At 35.1% G+C, this 17,664-nt stretch carries 22 protein-coding genes and 1 pseudogene; 3 read left to right on the top strand and 20 right to left on the bottom strand.

The genetic code is table 11. The features are described from left to right. Window positions 1–202: 202 nt before the first annotated feature. The 3 genes from JGE69_RS08160 to JGE69_RS08150 form a co-directional block, all read right to left on the bottom strand. A complete protein-coding gene (locus tag JGE69_RS08160) occupies window positions 203–490 on the bottom strand; it encodes a hypothetical protein (protein WP_017398397.1) in 288 nt (95 codons plus the stop codon). 275 nt (window positions 491–765) lie between these two features. Further along, window positions 766–897, bottom strand: a complete 132-nt coding sequence (locus tag JGE69_RS08155; RefSeq protein WP_002114618.1) for a hypothetical protein — start codon at window positions 895–897, stop codon at window positions 766–768. A gap of 189 nt (window positions 898–1,086) precedes the next feature. Continuing rightward, window positions 1,087–1,956: a LysR family transcriptional regulator gene (locus JGE69_RS08150; RefSeq protein ID WP_057062364.1), complete on the bottom strand. Its 870-nt coding sequence runs from the start codon at window positions 1,954–1,956 to the stop codon at window positions 1,087–1,089. A 222-nt stretch (window positions 1,957–2,178) separates the two neighbouring features. On the opposite strand from JGE69_RS08150, the gene JGE69_RS08145 reads away from it, so the two are divergent. Continuing rightward, window positions 2,179–3,033 carry a DMT family transporter gene (locus tag JGE69_RS08145; RefSeq protein ID WP_060466570.1) on the top strand — a complete coding sequence of 285 codons (855 nt, stop codon included), beginning with the start codon at window positions 2,179–2,181 and terminating at the stop codon, window positions 3,031–3,033. Between the two features lie 55 nt (window positions 3,034–3,088). Here JGE69_RS08145 and JGE69_RS08140 read toward each other — a convergent pair whose 3' ends face one another. From JGE69_RS08140 to JGE69_RS08095, 10 genes are all read right to left on the bottom strand, one after another. Then, the gene (locus JGE69_RS08140) at window positions 3,089–3,352 is read right to left on the bottom strand and encodes a hypothetical protein (protein WP_199112813.1); all 264 of its coding nucleotides are present in this window, start codon (window positions 3,350–3,352) and stop codon (window positions 3,089–3,091) included. A gap of 159 nt (window positions 3,353–3,511) precedes the next feature. After that, entirely contained in the window at window positions 3,512–4,618 is a 1,107-nt protein-coding gene (locus tag JGE69_RS08135) for a minor capsid protein (protein WP_199112814.1), read from the bottom strand. 183 nt (window positions 4,619–4,801) lie between these two features. After that, a complete protein-coding gene (locus tag JGE69_RS08130; RefSeq protein WP_199112815.1) occupies window positions 4,802–5,044 on the bottom strand; it encodes a hypothetical protein in 243 nt (80 codons plus the stop codon). A gap of 570 nt (window positions 5,045–5,614) precedes the next feature. Then, window positions 5,615–6,187 (bottom strand): lysozyme, encoded by a 573-nt coding sequence (locus JGE69_RS08125; protein ID WP_199112816.1) that lies wholly within the window; start codon window positions 6,185–6,187, stop codon window positions 5,615–5,617. Between the two features lie 16 nt (window positions 6,188–6,203). Continuing rightward, window positions 6,204–6,713, bottom strand: a complete 510-nt coding sequence (locus JGE69_RS08120) for a hotdog fold domain-containing protein (protein WP_199112817.1) — start codon at window positions 6,711–6,713, stop codon at window positions 6,204–6,206. Window positions 6,714–6,896: 183 nt separating this feature from the next. Further along, a complete protein-coding gene (locus JGE69_RS08115; protein ID WP_002114613.1) occupies window positions 6,897–7,097 on the bottom strand; it encodes a hypothetical protein in 201 nt (66 codons plus the stop codon). A 186-nt stretch (window positions 7,098–7,283) separates the two neighbouring features. Beyond that, complete coding sequence (locus JGE69_RS08110; RefSeq protein ID WP_199112818.1) at window positions 7,284–7,742, bottom strand: hypothetical protein; 459 nt, start codon at window positions 7,740–7,742, stop codon at window positions 7,284–7,286. A gap of 307 nt (window positions 7,743–8,049) precedes the next feature. Next, entirely contained in the window at window positions 8,050–8,319 is a 270-nt protein-coding gene (locus tag JGE69_RS08105) for a hypothetical protein (RefSeq protein ID WP_017386729.1), read from the bottom strand. A gap of 269 nt (window positions 8,320–8,588) precedes the next feature. Further along, window positions 8,589–8,963, bottom strand: coding sequence for a TonB C-terminal domain-containing protein (locus JGE69_RS08100; RefSeq protein ID WP_199112819.1), 375 nt, complete (start codon window positions 8,961–8,963; stop codon window positions 8,589–8,591). Between the two features lie 151 nt (window positions 8,964–9,114). Further along, complete coding sequence (locus tag JGE69_RS08095) at window positions 9,115–9,345, bottom strand: hypothetical protein (protein WP_005068685.1); 231 nt, start codon at window positions 9,343–9,345, stop codon at window positions 9,115–9,117. A gap of 266 nt (window positions 9,346–9,611) precedes the next feature. Between JGE69_RS08095 and JGE69_RS08090 the strand changes: the two genes are divergently transcribed. Next, the gene (locus tag JGE69_RS08090; RefSeq protein WP_199112820.1) at window positions 9,612–10,334 is read left to right on the top strand and encodes a type 1 glutamine amidotransferase; all 723 of its coding nucleotides are present in this window, start codon (window positions 9,612–9,614) and stop codon (window positions 10,332–10,334) included. A 113-nt stretch (window positions 10,335–10,447) separates the two neighbouring features. Continuing rightward, window positions 10,448–10,963: a hypothetical protein gene (locus tag JGE69_RS08085; protein ID WP_060466596.1), complete on the top strand. Its 516-nt coding sequence runs from the start codon at window positions 10,448–10,450 to the stop codon at window positions 10,961–10,963. Window positions 10,964–11,023: 60 nt separating this feature from the next. Here the strand turns inward: JGE69_RS08085 and JGE69_RS18065 are convergent. From JGE69_RS18065 to JGE69_RS08055, 7 genes and pseudogenes are all read right to left on the bottom strand, one after another. Then, window positions 11,024–11,164 (bottom strand): annotated as a pseudogene (locus JGE69_RS18065) (TetR family transcriptional regulator); the annotation flags it as partial. A 14-nt stretch (window positions 11,165–11,178) separates the two neighbouring features. Continuing rightward, window positions 11,179–11,736 (bottom strand): chorismate mutase, encoded by a 558-nt coding sequence (locus tag JGE69_RS08080; protein ID WP_063099119.1) that lies wholly within the window; start codon window positions 11,734–11,736, stop codon window positions 11,179–11,181. Window positions 11,737–11,814: 78 nt separating this feature from the next. Further along, the gene (locus JGE69_RS08075) at window positions 11,815–12,498 is read right to left on the bottom strand and encodes an SDR family NAD(P)-dependent oxidoreductase (RefSeq protein WP_199112821.1); all 684 of its coding nucleotides are present in this window, start codon (window positions 12,496–12,498) and stop codon (window positions 11,815–11,817) included. 9 nt (window positions 12,499–12,507) lie between these two features. After that, a complete protein-coding gene (locus JGE69_RS08070; RefSeq protein ID WP_069030393.1) occupies window positions 12,508–13,269 on the bottom strand; it encodes an SDR family NAD(P)-dependent oxidoreductase in 762 nt (253 codons plus the stop codon). A 7-nt stretch (window positions 13,270–13,276) separates the two neighbouring features. Further along, window positions 13,277–13,963 (bottom strand): glutathione S-transferase family protein, encoded by a 687-nt coding sequence (locus JGE69_RS08065; protein WP_199112823.1) that lies wholly within the window; start codon window positions 13,961–13,963, stop codon window positions 13,277–13,279. A gap of 226 nt (window positions 13,964–14,189) precedes the next feature. Then, on the bottom strand, window positions 14,190–15,212 hold the full coding sequence (locus JGE69_RS08060; protein WP_199112824.1) for a spore coat U domain-containing protein: 1,023 nt from the start codon (window positions 15,210–15,212) through the stop codon (window positions 14,190–14,192). Then, window positions 15,203–17,662 (bottom strand): fimbria/pilus outer membrane usher protein, encoded by a 2,460-nt coding sequence (locus JGE69_RS08055; RefSeq protein ID WP_199112825.1) that lies wholly within the window; start codon window positions 17,660–17,662, stop codon window positions 15,203–15,205. The genes JGE69_RS08060 and JGE69_RS08055 overlap by 10 nt, the downstream gene beginning before the upstream one ends. Window positions 17,663–17,664: the final 2 nt, after the last annotated feature.

Genomic DNA, 17,664 nt, shown 5'->3' with positions numbered 1-17,664 from the left:
TTTTAAAGTTATAGATTTAGCTTTTGTGGCTTTTTGTATCTTATTAAGTTCTTTGTTTAATGAGAATAAATAGTAACATTAAAAAATTTCTTTAAGTTCTCTTTTCCAACAACTATTTTATGGCCTTTATTTTTTCGTGAATTTACTTAAGAAAGCTTTTTCTTAAGTAAATTAAACTCAGCATTAAAATATCACTTCATTGTTAAGCAACAAGTTGTCCTAAATTCAATAAAATATTTATGGCTTCTGTCTCATCCTCGGTTTGCATAACAATCATTCTGTCATAAGAAATTCCACCAACCTCAATATAAATTTTTGGATGTGGAAGCTGAGGAATATAGACTTTTAGTGGTTGATAAAGAGCAAGAAGATAACCAAATGAATCATAAGGATAATGATCATCTTTTAATGTCTTCTTTATAACAACATAGTTGTTCAATATATTTAAAATAAAACCATATTCATTTTCAGAATGAAATTTAGCGTCCATACTTACCTCCTTGATTAGTTAATATTTTTATAATCAAACTTAAAGGTTAAATTTCTGATCTGAGGATATTTGAACCAATTTATTTTAAATATAGAGTTCTATTTAAAATAATGAGTTTCTAATTTAAATATATTTAAAACCAAGTGTATTAGTCAACATATTTTGAACAGCACCATTAAAAATAAATATTTTGTGTTACAAATCACGCTTTAAGACAAAAATAAAAAGATATAAAAAAAACCCATCTTACGATGGGCTTTGAGCATTCAACTAGATTATGAATCTTTATCCATTGAATGAGGAGTTGTGGTTTTATCTTGCTGTTTTGTGTCGTTTTCACCTTGGCAAGCACTCACACTCAAAGAAATAAAGGCGGCTAAACCCAAGGTCGCTATAATTTTTGTCATGTTTCACCTCATGAATTGTTTAGATTGATGAGTTAATAAATACTTTTTATTAGTTTTACGATCAGCATAGGTTTCTAGGCTTTTTTGTAGATTTAGCGCAAAAATGTAAAGCTATTTAGTTTTGACTTTAAGCGCTCATTTAAATTTAACTCAACAAGTTCAAAGCCGAGCACCTAACATAAACTTAAATTAAATATTAACTGAATGCCTGAGCGTTTTGAGGAGTAAGTCATATAAGTGATCTACAGCTTTAGACTCCAAAGATGCCCGACTCCGATAAACAGCGACCTCCATAGGTTCTAAAGGTCCTAAGCCATGATCAGCACTTAAAATAGTTAAATGCTCAGGTGCACTACACTGTGTGAACACGGCAATTGCTAAACCACTTTCCACCGCTGCAATTTGACCAGCTAAACTTGAACTGTTGTATACCACCCGATAACGGCGTCCCTGTAAGGCCAAAGAATTAATAGCACTCTTTTTGGCTTGACTTGTACTTTCATAAACTGCAATTGGGAGTGGATCTTCTCGCCAGAGTTCAAACTGTGGAGAGCCTACCCACACCATTGGTTCATGAAATAAAAGTGTTCCTTGACGAGCGTTATCTCTCGAAATTAATGCGAGGTCTATATCTCCACTTTCTACGCGTGGTATTAACGAAGTAGACTGCTCACAAATTAATTCAATTTCAACACCTCCATAACGTGGAGCAAAACGCTTCAGTACGGGCGTTAAATATTTTGCAGCATAATCATCGGGCACCCCAAGGCGTATACGCCCCTTCAGCTCATCTCCGTGAAATGCCATTTGGGCTTCTGCATGTAAGTCGAGAATACGGCGCGCATAACCTAAAAGCAGCTGTCCTTGAGACGTTAATTCAATTTGTCGGTGCGTTCGTATTAAAAGTTGGCAATGTAGAGCTTCTTCAAGTTTTTTTAGTTGCATGCTAACAGCTGACTGTGACCGATATAACTCAGGTGCTGCGTTTGATAAAGAGCCTGTATCTACTACGGTGACAAAACACTTTAGCCAATCAATCTGTAAATTTTTTAAAGTCATTAGAATTTATCTATTCGATTTTCAAATAGTATATAAAAGAATTATGCGCTTTTCTTTATTTATTGTCTCTTTCATACTGAGCTTATAAGAAGTTAAAACAATTTATTTTTAACGTCGCTAACAGTAAATTGATTAACAACTGAATAACTCGTTAATCACTGTCCTTACTAACAATTTTATCACTTCGTATTTCTTAGGTATTACGCACTAGGAGGAGGTTTTATGCGCCTAAATAAACAGATGCTTGCGTCACAAAGTGCGACATCCACTTTCGTTTTACTTTGGGGAAGTGCTGCGATTTTTACTCGATGGGGACTCGACAGTGCCTCACCTATAGCATTATTAATTCTGCGCTTTGCCACAGCTTTGTTTGTTCTATTGTTAATTGCTATTTTTAGAAAAAGACTTTTACCTAAGCATGGAACTCGAAAGCAAGTTTTATTAACTGGACTCCTGATTATTGCAGGTTATTCAATTTGTTATTTTAAAGCCATGGCTCACGGAGTCACCCCTGGTTTAATGGCCACAATCATGGGAATACAGCCGATCTTGACGCTTTGTCTTTTAGAAAAGAATTTACAAAAAGAGAGATTATTAGGTCTATTGATTGCTTTAGCCGGACTCATACTTTTAGTGTGGAAAAGCTTAACTATGTCTTTTATCGCTCCAATCGGCATATTCTTTGCCTTAGCAGCACTGATCTGTATAACTTTTGGTGCCATCATGCAAAAAAACATTCAACAAGCCCCTACAGATGTTTTACCGCTCCAATATGTAGTTAGCCTTGTAGTTTGTTTATTTATAGTTCCATTTGAACATTTTGAAATAACGTGGAATTCACAACTCATTATTTCGGTCTTATTCCTTGGAATTTTAATTTCTGTGGTTGCTCAACTTTTACTTTACCGTCTTCTAAATCAGGGCAATCTTGTAAATGTAACAAGCCTATTTTATTTAGTCCCTGTTGTTACTGCACTTCTAGATTTTTTAATTTTAAAAAACAAGTTGCCGCTTGCAGGCTTAATAGGAATGATTGCAATTTTAATAGGCTTAACGCTTGTATTTAAAAAGAAATAACTCATTTAAGGTACATTAAAAACCCTCGACTGAGGGCTTTATGCTGAGTTAAAGACTAGTCTAAATTTTTCCAGTCTTTACCAATTTGAGCTAATGCTGGCAGTTCATCGCTATTAAAAACATTAGAATTACGATCAATAGCAAATCGATAGATAGGCACAGAATCAGCTTGAGTTTTTTTATAGAAGCTGAAATTTTCAGTAATATGATAATTGCCAGCTTCTGTAGATTTTCCAGCTGCTCCTGATGGAATATGAATATAACTTTCGCATTCCACTTCAATATTATTTCCAGCAAGATCTTGGTAGGAAAATTTCATGTTTTGATCCTTTCTAAATTTTTATGATTGAGAAAAACTTAACATGCTATCTGGCTAGATTATTGAAACTTTTTTCAACTAATTGTTTAAGTGTGTGTATTTAGTTAAAACTAAAAAAGTTGTTCAAGATAAAATCCTATTTCTAATACTTCTACTCTCTCACAATCCCAATACTTTAAAAGCTCGCTCATCAAGTTCTTTAAGCTCCTCAAGTGTATATAACCGTCCTTCTGGGTCAAAAAACTTATCAAAGTCGAATTGCCCTTCTTTATATAGTTGATATCTTTTAGGCCCTAACCACTCTTTTTGAAAAAAATCATCTGTTAGTTTAAAAAACTCTTTAAATGACATATTTGCATCTAATTGGCCAATTAATTGTTCACGTTCATTTTTAGGAATATCCCTAAATTTTCTCTCATCCATAATGAAGGCTCGGCTGCCGACTAGCTGACCATCTTCATGAGTTGGAACTAAAATACTGCGGCAATGAGGATGCAAAGGCGGAACTTTTTTTGTAGGATCATTGATATTCCACACACTACTATCAAGGGCTGCACATACTTTTGAGGTTCTACCATCAAGCACACTTACAAATCTAACATATTCAAACTTTAACTGTTTATAGCTGTTTAAATAAGCCTGATTGGATATATGACTTCGAATCGTACGCACAGTTCGCTCAATATCAATCTTAGAGCTATTTAGTAGTCCATCTTCATATTTAAGGCGTTTAGTCCCTAGAATCCTTTGAATAATTTGTTGATTCGTCGCTCCAGTATTGAGGCCATCCCGAATTGCATACTCCACTCTTTGACGGGCGACCTCTGCAATTGTAGAAAGTAACTCATCCACCAATGCTCCACCTGCTAAAGGAACACGTTTAGCAGCTTTATAGAGCTGTTCACCTTTTAATTCTTTATGTTTGCCACCAAAAACTTTTGACATATATTTGGCTTCATAGACAGCCAATGCCACAGCAGAGATGGTAAAAGTTTCAATGAGCTTATCGTTAGTGGTATTAAACCACTGAGAAATCAGTGCACGTATCTCTTTTAATGGGACTGTTGAGTAAAGCCCACCCGCCAATGCAGTTTTTTCCTTTTCATTTAGCTCATCTAACAGCTTACTTAGTTTAGTAAGCATGTTAACTGTTTCGGAATTAAATAAATTAAGAAGTTCATTGACCGATCTTGAAGATGCTCGATATAGATAAGCTTGATGTTGAGTCAGAACATCAAAAAGTGATTTCTGATGAAGATTAACCATAAAAATTACCTCTACAGAATTGCCCTTTTTATTATTTTCTATTTGTTTGTCTTACCTTATGTAATTTGCTTATTATTAATATCTCTAGAATAAGTTATGACTAACAAGTGTACCTACGTAAAGTTATTTAGCTAACAGCTTATCCTTGTAATTTATATCTTTATAAACTTGTCTCGTGTCTAACTACACCATCTCTTTAATGCTGAGTAAAACAGCATTACTCGGAATACTTTTCAGTATTTTCTTTTGTGCTTTACGCCATTCTTTATAAAATTTTTTATCAGATTGTTCGGAAAAACTATCTCTATGCTTCTGACAATCAGCATCTTCTAAATTTGCTGATTGTATACATGGCCAATTGTTTAATTGAGGTGTTAAAACCGCATTACTCATCAATGATAGTTCTTCTAATCTAATTAAATTCATATTTACTTCCCTGCTTACCTCTAGCTCCTGATGTCTTCAATATGTTCAAAACTTTATACTGAACCTTTAAAAGATAGCTATTGTTTTATTTCCTAAGCCAATCAGAGCCTACACAAATAGCACATCCATAAAAATGCAAAGTGCAAGTTTTGTGTATTGATTTACCAATGATGTAACTTGCTATACGCTCAAATAAATTAAGTTTAAATAGAATGAAAAAGGTATTTATAAGGTTTTCTTCTCAGTTGCTCCAATTTCAGATATACTGACCTTAGTATGAGATGAGCCTTATATAGTTAATTGGTAGATCAATGAATGACTAAGCCCTTCGCTTTTGAGCAAGGGCTTTTTTAATGTGTTTAATTTGGAAAAATTACTTTGATCTGACTCAGCAATTCAAGCCTCGGTTTGCCTTTACTGAACAGGTCTGTTAGATTGGTCTTGTTCATCAACTCCTATTGTCGATGAATACTGAAGCCTGATTCGTAGCATCAGGCTTTTTTTATGCCTAGATTTTATTAAAGATCGGAACGGCTTTTCTGATAAAAGCCTATAAAAATTAAAAAGACTCTACGATCCTAAAAACAATTTCTTTTCAATAGCGCGGCGTCTAACCAATCCAGCCAAACGCTTACCGCCTGCGTTTACCCATACATCAAATTGGTTTGCGGCCCCTTTGTAATCACCTGAATTTAATTTTTTTAATAAGGTCGATTTTTTAAAGGCTCCTGCCCCGATGTTATAACTTAGTGAGACTAATGCGTCGAATTGATTTTGCTTTAAAGGAACTTTTACAGCGCCATTGACTGCACGCTCAAATATTTTCAAATCATGCTGCATATATGCTTTGGCCTGCTCAAGAGTACATGTGTCACCTTTTTGAACGCTCAAACCGTTTGGGTATCTGGTTGTGCCATAACCAATGCTCCAGACACCTACGCCATCATCATAAGCACTGAGTCTTAATCCTTCAAAATTACAAATATGATTTACCCATTCCTGACTCAGAAACATCTCATCTACCGCAAAACCAATTTCCTCATTGCCATTGTCTGTTGCGGTAGCAATCGGACTATTTATAGCGGCACGTGACCGAGACTTGGTAGTAAAAAGCTTGCAAAGATAATCCAATATTTTTTGCATCTAATCCTCTGTCATCTTACTTTTTCTCTGTAACCCAAAGTGTAATATACCCTTGAACTACAGGCTGTCCATCTGCTCTATAGGCATTTACTTTTATTTGCATATCGCCAACTTTCCATTCTTCATCAATTGTTGCGACGACTTTAATATCAGAATCGGCTTTGGCGACATAATTTACGTTCATGCTTTTAGGTAGCCATCTTAAATGTTGAGGAATAGATGCTTCGGTTAGTACACCCATAACAAATTCTAATCCATTACATATGGCGATAACGTGAACTGTTCCTATGTGATTTTCGACTGATTTATTCTTTTTGATGAAAGCTTCACACACGTCAGCATCTAGTTTTTGAATAATTGGATTTACTGTTTGAAAATATGGAGCAACACGGCTAACAACTTTTGACAACAACGTTAATCCACCTGGTATTGCTTTCAATGTTCTAAAAGCGAGCAAAACGTCATTAATTGGTGGTACAGCGTTATATTTGATTTGGTTGGCAAATTTATAAATATAATTACTCATAGTTTTACTTCTGGCTGAGAATAAGAATTTAATAAATATATAGCCTCATATCTCTAGACTCATTGCTTAACTTTCATGTTTTTTAAGTCATTAATGATAATTTTTGAATAACATCTAGGGTTTGTTGTTGTTCAACCAAATACACTAGAAATTAAAATGCCCAATATAAAATTGGGCTATAGATTATTCTTCGACTTCTATGGGATCGCCATCTTCAGGTCGAATATGTCGCTCACCATCATCTGCCGGATCGACACTAGAGCCATCTTTGGTAATACTGTTATACAACTCATCCTCTTTTTTATCATCGATAAATTCTTCATCTGCAAAATCAAGAGGCTCTTCATCATCATCAAAATTTAAGGGTTTTTCTTCATCTATCATGAGATTTATCCTTTACTTCACTTGTGTCATTCCATGCTCAAATAATTAACAGATACATTCAACATGAAACAATCATCATTTATGTAACAGACACTTTAAGATACATATAACAAAGAAAACCGCCCTCAAAGGCGGCTCTTAAGCTCTAAATTGTTAGAGATAATTGGCTTATTACTTTTATATATTTTAAGAAGGTAGTTTATTATTTTTAATATAATCATCTGATTTAAAATAATTAACAATCATTTCTGCATTTTCTTCTTTTACAGGTAAAGTAGTTACCGGAATATTTTCATTTCCCATACTAAAGCCTTGAGGGACCAACTGAGAAATAGGAGGAAATTTGGCTTTACCTCCATCAGTGATTCTTTCAATAAATCCTGCAAGCCATAAAATAAACTCACCTTCATTATCAAACTTAGGCATAAGACTAAAATCAATTTTTACCGAGCATTGCTCGATAGGCTTGGTTAAGCAGTCTTCAAAATTAATAAAATTATACTTTAATTTGAATTCAGTACCTTTTATCGCATTACGAATAAGCCCAATCAAACAATTTAAATTTTCTATTACATCATCAGAAAACAAGTTGTCATTTTTAATTTTTTTATAAACCTTATCTGCTATAGCTAGATATTTTGGCATCTTAACCTCCTATCTTCTCATGCGTATATTTATATACTTCTTTAAACTATTATTTTTTTATGTAAGATAGGGTAAAACTCATCAACTAAATGTAAGAAATACAAGGTTTTTGAAAGTTAATAGTAAATTACTTATCAAAAACATTTAAAAATGCGAAACATGCAACATAAAACACCAAAATAAAAGAAGATTTTGAAAAATTTTCTTTCAATTTATTTTTATAGATGAGCAATACTTCCAATACTAACTTACCATCCATTTAAGATGAAGCATGCTTATATAAGATATTAATTTACTAAGATATTTTTTAATTTTTATTGTTTTCAAGGTGATTCAAAATACTACTAATTTTTAAAAACAAATACCCGAAAAGTAGTCCATTAAATATAATAAAAAGACCAACAGTAACCATTTCTTTAGACCACACTTGGATAATATCTAAATTATCATTTCGAGTTTCAACTTGCCCGTATGACAAAATAAAAGCCAAGCCTAAGACAATTCCAAACAAAATCACAACCCATGCTACAACTGATGTAGTCTTACTTTCTTTAAAAGATTTCTTCACTTCACTCATAATTTTTCTTGATAAATTTCTAGATTTACATATTCTTTTATATTAATTCGCTATGTATTTAAAGTTTTATTTCTTTAACTTTTTGATAAAAATGTTATTAATTTTTATATTTTGTTTATCAAAAAATATTAATTAGTATATTTAATATTTCTGTAACCTCAAAATTTTAAAGTAAATAGTATTAAAGATATTTACAACAAAGGGGCGAATTTAATATAAATAAATGAAAATCCTTTAAATCCGCTCCTCATGTTTAGTAAGATCTTATTTTATTTTACCTGAAATTTAATATTGAATTTTCTTGCTTGTTTTCTTACTTCCGGATTAGATGGTAAAACAAATGGACTTGAACGCCAGATAGCTTTTTCAATACTTGTTTTAAATTTTTGCTCTTCTTTATCTAAAAAGATAATTTGCTCAATTTCGCCAGTCTCCGTTAAAAAGACTTTAACACTTGCACTCATACCTGTAGAAGACTTGGGAATATCCCATGTTTTATAAATTTTCTTTTGATATTGTTTTTTATATTTTTCAGCCTCTGAAATAATTTTATTATCTGCCACTGGCGCAGGAGTGACTTGTTTGTGCCCTGTAGCACACCCAACTAACAAAAATAAAGAAGCAACAATAGTGAAGTTTTTCATTTAAAATACCTTATTTTCAATAACTAAAATTTAACAGTTTAGAGTTTAAAAAACCACCCAAAAGGTTGTATTAATCATTAATTATTATGAGTTAGCAAAGGTGTGAGGCCACCTTTGCTCTTCCCTTTTTTTAGTTAATATTTTATTTTCATTAAAAAGGAACTTCATAACGAAAATTTAGATTTGAATTTTCTGATATATTTATATTATAGACATCTCGATCAGTAAAAATCCCGTGTTCAGGTGTTTTAAAACTATTAAAAGCTTTATTCTCTGGAACTATTGGAGGTTTATTCAAATAATTTTCTTGAGAATTATATGGAGATGAAGCACAACCAATCAGCCCAAAACCCAATAAAGATATAACTAAAAATGTCTTCATAAATTTTGTCCACTTTGATAAAAGCTACACAATTTAACAAATTGAACTGCTATTGTCACACCAGAATAATTTAGTTTAACTTAACAATAAATATATCGAATGTATTTTAAAAAGAAATAACTAATTTCAACTTCTATAAAAACAAATAAAGCTGGCCCATATAAGTTTTCAAAACTGGATGTATTAAAGACTCTATTCTACTTTTAAGATTTCCTTGATTTTTAACCAATGATCTACCTATTAACGTTTAGATTTTAAGGATTGTTATGTGGCTACATTTTATTGTTCATGAAGATTTTGAAGCGCCTGGCGTATATGAAATTTGGGGCAAAATGAATAACTTCAAAATTACCTATTCAAGAGTGTATTTAAATGAAGTTTTGCCAACTTCTGTTGAAGATATTGACTTTCTTATTGTAATGGGTGGTCCACAAAGTCCTGATACTACATTAGATATGTGCCCTCACTTTAATTCAATAGCAGAACAAGCAATCATTAAAAAAGCGATTGAAGCAAATAAAGTGGTTATTGGGGTATGCCTAGGATCTCAATTGATCGGTGAAGCTTTAGGTGCCAAGTTTGAACACAGCCCTGAGCGAGAAATTGGTAAGTTTCCAATTATGCTTACAGAATATGGAATAACACATTCTAAGTTTTCTCACTTAGGAAAAATGACCGAAGTTGGCCATTGGCATAACGATATGCCAGGCTTAACTCCTAACGCAAAAATTATTGCTTTTAGTGCAGGGTGCCCAAGACAGATTATTGAATATTCCAAATTAGTTTATGGCCTACAATGTCATATGGAATTAACTTCAGAAGTAGTTGAGTTGCTGATTCAACATTCAGAAATCGAGTTAAATGATGCTCATAATTATAAATTTGTAAATACTCGTGAAGAATTACGGAAGCATGACTATCAAAAAATGAATCAAAACCTCTTTATTTTTCTGGATAAATTGAAAGAAGAATATTCAAAACGATCTTAAAAAAATGAGTGTAAAGAGCCTTTTTAAATTGCCTTTTACGCTCCGCTACAGATCTTATTATTTACCAGTTGATCAAGCATACTTGAAGTCAAACCTTCAAAAATCAAATTTTAATGTTACAATACAGTGATTTACTCAATTTCAATTGGACTCCCAAAGAAATGAATAGATTTTTATTAACTTTTTTATCTTTAAATATTGGGCTTTTTTCTTCTTCCACTTTTGCTGAAACAAACACATTTCAAACCAAACAAGAATATAACCGCCCTAGATTTAATCAGCATAAAAGTATGCTTGAAGTAAATGCTAACACTCAGAACCATCAGCTGACTGAACAACAAAATTCATTTAATTCTCCTCATTCTCAAAACGTAGATTTTTTTGAAATTGCAAAACAATATCAAGAAAATGAAACAAAGCCTTCTTCGTTTACTGATGAAACAGTGAATATGAGCGATCATGAGCGTAGTCTTTACTACATTAGACATCATGATAATGTGGGTATTCAAAGAGAAATTCGTGGCCAACAGTTTAAATCGCTAAAACAACAGCGAGATAAAGGTGTAATTTCTAATGATGTATATAAAGAAAAGGTCTACAAAATCTTAAATCAACCTAACTTTAAATAAATTTGAAGCCCTCCTCGGAGGGCTTTTTTATAAGAATTAAACCTTAGAGTACTAACCAATCTAAGCGAGCGTCGACATAAAATATTCTAATAATTTATCTCTTTCATCGATCTTATTTGCACTTAAAAGCTGAATCATTGCCCCATCAATCACAAACAAAAACATGTAGGCATCTTCAACTGTAGCGGTAACTTTTACGGTTATAATTATTGTTTTCAGTCTTTTAACTTAATTTTATTTAGTGCCACACATAAAGCTTTTTTGTCGGCTTCTTTAAGTTGTGGATGCTGAACAGGCCACATATAGCTACAGCCATGAGGTGCTTTGTTATGATTTTTCTTAAGTTCAACGGCAATATTTTTTAAAAGTTCAGTATTTAGAGAACTAATTTTTAAACGTACTTCTGCTAAATCTTGTGGCTTCCAATTGCTTTCTGGACTCGATAACCAATCTGCGCGATAGCGATACTGAATGGCCTTGGCAACATTCATTTGCGTCACAATAAATGGCTTTACTGTTTCGCTATTTAAACCAAAAGATTCGGCTTCAGAAAGTGATTGATCCAGAACTTTCTTTTCTTGAGTTAAATCTTCAATAGGTAAATGCTGCTCTGCTTTATAACCTGCAACATCCTTCATATAAGATAAGCGTTCGTTAACTAAACGAGCAGTTTGAGTGTATTGTGAAGCTTGCGCGAGTGAAGAAAAACACATAAAAGCTGCCAAGGTCGACACTACTTGAACCGTTCGCTGAAAACTCTTTATATTCACCATTTAAAAACCTACCGAAATTATTGTTCTATGATCATTTCAGATCAGTACTGTATTTTAACAATATGTAAAAGTAAAACTTCAAGATAGGCTAAGTTCTTGGCTCCATGCAGAATCAGGTTGCTGATAGATGTGTTGGCATACTTGCTTGAGAGATGAGGTAAAGTGCTGGTTTTGCCCTTCCCATTTTTCAATCATGCAATAACTAACATGAATGCCTTTAGGTTGAAACTCTCTGGCTAATGACTGTGCTAAAGCACGGATGCTTGCAAACATGCTTTGGCTTAACACATCGTAATGGGTCGAGTGATTAGAGGGTGCGCCAAGAAAAATAACTGTGCCCCGCTGTTGTTTAAGCATAGGTTTAATCACAGCTTGAGCGACACTTACTGCACTTAAACCTGTGGTCTGCCAACTGTGTTCAATCTCTTCTAAAGATAAAGCTTCAATATTGGGCGAAGATGAAAAACTCGACTGAAATACACAGAGTTCAATGGTATGCCCGTGTTTTGAAATATAACGCAATAAGCATTTTAAGTGATCTGCATTCACTAAATTTAAATGTACTGCTGTCACGCCATCATTTATAGAATGTATTTTCATCTTTTGCGCGGTTGAATCATGCACAACTTGATAAAGATGTAATGGAAAATGTGCGTTTTTATCTAGAATTACAAAATCACGCTCAATCAGTTGAAGGTCATGACCAGCCACTACAACACAGCCCTGCTTTTTTTGAAATTTTTGAAATATTTTTTTTAGCATTTTAGTCTCTCAAAATTTTTCTTGATAAGGGCGTAAATCCAACTCATGTGTCCAGAGCTGAGGTGTTTGTTGGTAAAGCATCCAATAATTTTCTGCAATTGCATCAATATTAAGTCCGCCAGTGCCACGCGTAAGACGAGCTAACCGCCCCAGACCAAATAATGCTTTATTCACTCTATCGCCATCGACCATGCCATCAATAATCACATGAGCAATATGGATGCCTTGTGATTTATAGATTTGGGCTAGATTTAAGGCATAAGCTCTTAAGGCAGATTTTCCCATTGTAAAAGCTGCGAAAAAAGGTTTGCCGCGTAGAGACGCACTCGCACCTGTAAAAATAAGCGTACCGTGATTTTGATCTTTAAAGATTTTTAGACAGCTTTGAGAAACTAAATAGGCCGATAGAAAAGTGGATTGCCACATTCGAGTAAAAAACGACAATGGACTGCGTAAAAAGATGGAAGGAATATTCCCTCCCACATTATGAATTACAGCAGTAATGCGTTCATTTTGACTTGTAATGGTGTCAAATAGGGCTTGTACTTGGTGTATATCTTCTGCATCTAAACGAAACGCTACAGCATCTCCACCATTGGAATGGATTTGGGCAGCCACTGCTTCAATTTTCTGGAAAGTACGTCCAGCAACATAGACTTTTAAGCCTTCTTTGGCGAAAAGACGACACACCGCTGCACCAATACCTTGTGATGCCCCGACGCCAATAACAACCGCACAATCTTGTTTTTTATCTAGTGTTGCTGATGTCATAGACATTTCACCCTGTTTGTTTTTTATACCATAATGCAATAAACGGACGATTCAAAATTTCTTCACTAAATTTTTTACTGGTGCGGATCACTTCACCGAGTTGAGCAACTACAGCAATGTCTGCAATGGTTTGCCTGTTTCCAACTAACCATTCACTTTGTGATAAAACCTGCTCAATACGGTCGAGATGTCGTATAAATTCTTTTTCAACATTTTCAGCTTTCATACGTCCTAAGCCTTGAAAGAATAGCTGCGTTTTTAACTCGGCTAAAATAAAACCTTTTACCATGGGCTTTTCATAAGCTGGACGACCAATACTACTAATGCGAATCGCTTCTTCTAAAGCTTCTGAGTCATTTACTCTTAAATATACTTCATAAAAATAAAGAGATTCATCCGCCCAATCTTCCCAAAGTTCAGCAAGAGCTTTTTGATTTGGATCTTCAGGGTAAAGCCGAGGTGTGTCTGGAAAGGCTTCATCTAGATAGCGTGCAATCCGAGTGCTGTCTTGAATCCTCTGACCGTTATGGTCAATGACAGGTACTTTGCCCACCTTACTTAGTAGAGGAACTTTCGCTCCAAGAATGCCGTTATAGTTAACTGTGTCAAATGGAATTCCTTTAAATTTCAAAACCCTTGAAATTTTTTGACAGAATGGGGAAATTTCCCATTGATGCAAAATAATATTCGACATTTATTCACCTTTATTTTTAATTGCCTTTTATCTAGTTCTTTTTTAGAACTAATCAATAAATATACAGAAAGCTTTTTTAAGTCAAACTGTTTTTGATGACGAACAAGTTCCGAAAGCTAAGAATTATTTGATTTTTATTATCTATATCTTAACAATTTTTAAGCAATATACTTTGAACTATAGGGAGCTCTGCTATAAAAAGAGCTCCACATATAAATTTGAAAAATTAATAAGTCACCGTAACGACAACACTATCAGAATAGACGCCAGGTCTACTTGCGATGGCAGTGCCTTGCGGAATCTTTCCATACACAGTAGTCGTTTGAGCGCTTCCTGTACCTGTTTTTGAGACTCCCCCTGTTCCCCCAACATTGGTTACGCCTCCCGTGGCATCCCATACCGTACTATAGTTAGAATCTTTATATAGCTGATAGGGAATAAATTCATTATTACTATTGATCATACGCCTAAAACCCCCAGCTATACGGTTATTGCCGTCCCCTAAATAAATACTGTATGGCGTTCCAAAATTACAGGTTGTATTCACTGCCCCTTGCGCTGTGTAATCACGCTTAGTCGTAGCAATATCATTAATATTGCCAAAATCTACAGTTGAGGTTGAGTTTAATTGGCACAGACTTGGGACCACAAAGTTTGCTGTTAAAGTTACACTTCCAGAGTCCCAGCTGAGTAGATCACCTAAACATAACACCGCTAGAAGATCCATATCCCAAAATAGTTGAACCGTAGCTGTATAGGTCCCTTGAGGGTAGGCAATGAGCGATCCTGTACGTGCGGGTACTTTTACATTTACCGAGTAATTAAGAATATTATTTGAAGCAAGTGTTACCACTGGACCATACCAAACATTGGAGGTTTGGTTGGTGGTAGAGGAACCTGCCCCACCTACAGTTGCAGTGACCGTATATGGTAAAGTTACACTATTATTCGCAGTGGTTGCTCCTGTAAATACTGTCTTCATACACATAAATGGAGATATCTGAGGTATTATTCCTCCATTCGTGCAAGTAATTGTTCCTGAAAGGTTTACGGTTGCATCACTATTAATATTTGCTGCTGTGTAGATAAAAGTGTTATTTGTGGTTCCACTTACCGTACAAGCTGCATGTGCCGGACTAAAAAATGCATAAACAAGATAAAATAAGCAAATGCCTACAAAATACTTTAAAAACAATGGAAAAAACTTATAGCTCTCTATTTGAGCCTTATTCATAATATTTAATGACATACATAAGGTCCCAATTTTTTACTTGTGTACTGATTACTGTTATAGGTGAAGTCAACTTGGCATGAACCATGATCTAGAAGATCGACTTCAAGTTTGTTTTGTTTTAACAGGTTTGGAATAAATACTTCACCGTCATACCCAACCATCCCATCTTGCTGACCATTAATTCGAACGGTATAACCCGGCATCAACGGTGAATTATTTTCATCAACCAGTTTCACTAATCCAGAAATGACCTGATGAGCACCGAAGTCAACCAAAGTTCCTTGACGGTAACCCACCACTGTTTTTTGATCTGTAGATTTAACATTCCAATTCAGAGGAAGATACGATGGATCTAAATAAACATGGTTCACTTGATATGGCATGAGACTAGGAATCAGAAATCTTCCAGACTTGTCAGTTTCTCCCAAATTGACCCCGCCATTTATAATTTGACTTTGTGGTCCGGCATTAGTTACAACTGCGTAGCCATCTCCAATTTCATTGGCCGCAAAGATACGTCCCGCCGCAGCAACCAATGAACCCGTCGCCGAAACTGCAACCTGATCATTATCCCCAAATCGGTTATAGCGTCCCGTCAGGTAAGCAGCACGGGCACGGTAAGAGGCATAAATCGAGGCATTGTTTTCATTTGCATCCTGATCGCGCTCAACATAACCACCCCAGCCAAATGAACCAATTTGGGGTTCTGACAAACCGAATATTTCTTGACGATACCGTAGGCTACCGCTGTCACTAGATACACTCGTGATCGCATTCACTTTACTTGACGGTGTATATCGCAGCGCAAAGTAAACTCCATAGTCCTTATGGTTTTCATAATCTTTATACGCTGATGCATAAAAACCCCAGTTCTTGTCCAGACTTCCACTTAAATTGGTAGACAGTAATTTATAGGAGTTGTCACTATATTTGATCTGGTTATAGCCCAGATAAACCCCATAGCCTGCATAAAAGTTATAATTAATCCCTGCCCTAAAAATCTCATCGGCCAGTGCACTGTAGTTCAGGTAGTTCTGTGACTCGGGATTAATCTGGTTATCTTTTAAATATCTAACTTGAGACACACGGGCTAGGTCAAAATAGTTATCAAATACTTTGCGGTAACTGGTGTTAAATGAAATGTTCTTACTGATGCGACCTTCTAAACCCAGCAAGGCAGAATAACCGTTTTCATCTTTATATTGGCTCGCTGCAATGTCGGCATTGATCACGCCAATACCCAAAATATTTTTGGCAAATCCTGTGCCTAGGTTCGACAGACCATCTGTTGAAGCTTCTGCACCACCGCTTAAGGTCAGAGAGTTACTGTAACCGTATCGGATCGCACCTGAGGCAAAGGTGGCATCATCATAATCGTTTGAATAGAGTCCATAGTTGTAGCGTGGCACCCCAACATCTACTGAAAACTCATTTATGCCTTTTGCCAGAATCTTGGATGAAAAATAGTACGGCTTTTTGGTAATGCTCTGCTGTCCCGTTGCATCGGTAGTCACAAGGGTGACTTCGTTTCCTGAAATAAATGGGAGCTGTTTAATATCAAAGGGACCAGATGGCACTAACCCTGAATAAATCTTTTGCTGGTTGACGTATAAATCTAGGGTTGAAGGCAATGCTGCCGAGCCGGAAAATTGTGGTAGCGCCGAGGTGACAATATCACCGCGTTGGCTATAAGCACTCGACCACTGGAAACCGGCAAGACGGACACTGCTTCCCCAGTCTGGGCTATTAGAAATAAAGTCGCCTAGGGTATATATCCTGATCTTTTCAGGGTCGACATATTGCCACTTAGTTTCCAGTCGCACCCACTTTTCATGGCTATAGCTAGTTTCATTACTACCGTTATATAAAACCCCTGATGAAAAGTTACCGATTGCGCTGTTAAAGATCCCTTCTGCCGTACCTGAGAAAACATTCTCATCATTGGTTATAGTATGATAGAGGCTGTAGTTCAAAATAGCCGCGTTTAAGGGTTTCATCTTTAGCAAATGTGGGTTAGTGACCTGCTGGCCACTTAAGTCGACTGAGTAACCCGTTAACATGTTCGACGGAACTTTTAGGTTTAAAGACTGCTCATTCTCGAGATATTTAAACTGGATTCCGTTTAGATCGTTGATACATACCCACTGGTTATCTGGGATATGTTCATCCATTTTTAGTCTTAAAGTTTTTAAGGCACTAGAACGAATATATAGTTTTCCATCCTTAGATTGCTTTACAGCAACCAAATCTTCAGAAGCATTTGAGTTAATCGAAATATTTAAAAATAGATGAATGAAATTAAGATCTTGCTCCTGCTCATTCGTTCCTACGTGTTTATATTTATTATCGTTACCAACAGATTTAGGAACACTCGGAACTGCAGTATTCGTATAATCTAGTAACTGTTCGGCAAAAGAATACGTAGGAAAATACGCAACACATAAGACACCTATAATGTATTTCATAT

Source organism: Acinetobacter sp. C13 (genome assembly GCF_016809775.1).
Taxonomy (GTDB): domain Bacteria; phylum Pseudomonadota; class Gammaproteobacteria; order Pseudomonadales; family Moraxellaceae; genus Acinetobacter; species Acinetobacter pittii.
The sequence above is the reverse complement of the archived record's forward strand: the minus strand, read 5'-3'. Positions and strand labels throughout refer to the sequence as shown.